Source organism: Actinoplanes couchii (assembly GCF_016862075.1).
In the GTDB taxonomy this organism is placed as follows: Bacteria; Actinomycetota; Actinomycetes; order Mycobacteriales; family Micromonosporaceae; genus Actinoplanes; species Actinoplanes couchii.
In genome coordinates this window covers 1-1,389 of record NZ_BOMG01000185.1, presented here as the reverse complement: position 1 = coordinate 1,389, position 1,389 = coordinate 1, and the positions used below count along the sequence as shown (strand labels likewise).

The following is a 1,389-nucleotide window of genomic DNA, read 5'->3' as shown; positions in this document are numbered from 1 at the left end:
GGGTCTGTACAAAAGACGGTGTAACTCCTGATCAAGGAGACACATCTGATGACCGTCATCACTGAGACCGTGGATACTTCCGCGGTGGCGAAGAAGAAGGATCCAGCGACCCCGCCGGCGGGTGTCGATGCCGAGTTGGTCGGCCGTCTGGTTGAGCAGGCTCGTGCCGCGGGTCTGCAGCTGACCGGCGACGGCGGCTTGTTGCAGCAGTTGACCAAGCGGGTGATCGAGGCTGCGATGGAAGGCGAGATCACCGACCATCTCGGCTATGAGAAACACGATCCGGTCGGTAAGGACGGCGGGAACTCCCGCAACGGGTCGCGGGCGAAGACCGTGCTGACCGATGTCGGCCCGGTCGAGATCGTCGTGCCGCGGGACCGGAACGGCTCGTTCGAGCCGCAGATCGTCCGTAAGCGGCAGCGGCGGCTGACCGGCGTCGAGGACATGGTCCTGTCGCTGTCCGCGAAAAGCCTGACCACGGGTGAGATCAGCGCTCATCTGGCCGAGGTCTATGGCGCCGAGGTGTCACGCCAGACGATCTCCACGATCACCGACAAGGTCATGGACGGCATGGCCGAGTGGCAGAACCGGCCCCTGGACCGCGTCTACCCGGTCGTGTTCCTGGACGCGATCAACGTCAAGATCCGCGATGGGAAGGTCGCCAACCGGCCGGTCTACGTCGCTCTGGCGGTCACGGCCGAGGGCACCCGCGACATTCTCGGGCTCTGGGCCGGCGACGGCGGCGAGGGCGCGAAGTTCTGGTTCCAGGTGTGTACCGAGCTGAAGAACCGCGGCGTCGAGGACGTGCTGATGGCCGTCTGCGACGGTCTCACCGGCCTGCCTGACGCGATCAACACCGTCTGGCCGAAGACGGTGGTCCAGACCTGCGTGGTCCACCTACTGCGCAACTCGTTCAGATACGCGGGCCGCCAGCACTGGGACGCGATCGCCAAGGCGTTGAAGCCGGTCTACACCGCACCGACCGAACAGGCCGCCGAACAGCGATTCCTGGAATTCGCCGAGACCTGGGGCGACAGGTACCCGGCGATCGTCCGGCTCTGGGAGAACGCCTGGGCCGAGTTCGTGCCCTTCCTCGCCTTCGACGCCGAGATCCGCAAGGTCGTCTGCTCGACCAACGCGATCGAGAGCGTGAACGCCCGGATCCGCCGGGCCGTCCGGGCCCGCGGCCACTTCCCGAACGAGCAGGCCGCCCTGAAATGCGTCTACCTCGCCGTGATGGCCCTCGACCCGACCGGCACCGGGCGGCGCCGCTGGATCACCCGCTGGAAACCCGCCCTCAACGCCTTCGACCTCGCCTTCGAAGGACGCCTCACCGCAGCCCGCAGCTGACCCATATCAACCGAGTTACACCGTTATATTGACAGACCC

1 protein-coding gene is annotated in these 1,389 nt (G+C 65.9%); it reads left to right on the top strand.

Annotated features, from left to right (window positions below):
* Positions 1 to 48: 48 nt before the first annotated feature.
* A complete protein-coding gene (locus Aco03nite_RS52400) occupies positions 49 to 1,350 on the top strand; it encodes an IS256 family transposase (protein WP_239146160.1) in 1,302 nt (433 codons plus the stop codon).
* The last annotated feature ends 39 nt before the right edge of the window (positions 1,351 to 1,389 follow it).

Coding starts and splice junctions, on each gene's coding strand:
- Aco03nite_RS52400 (WP_239146160.1), top strand. CDS start 49: ATGACCGTCATCACTGAGACCGTGGATACTTCCGCGGTGGCGAAGAAG.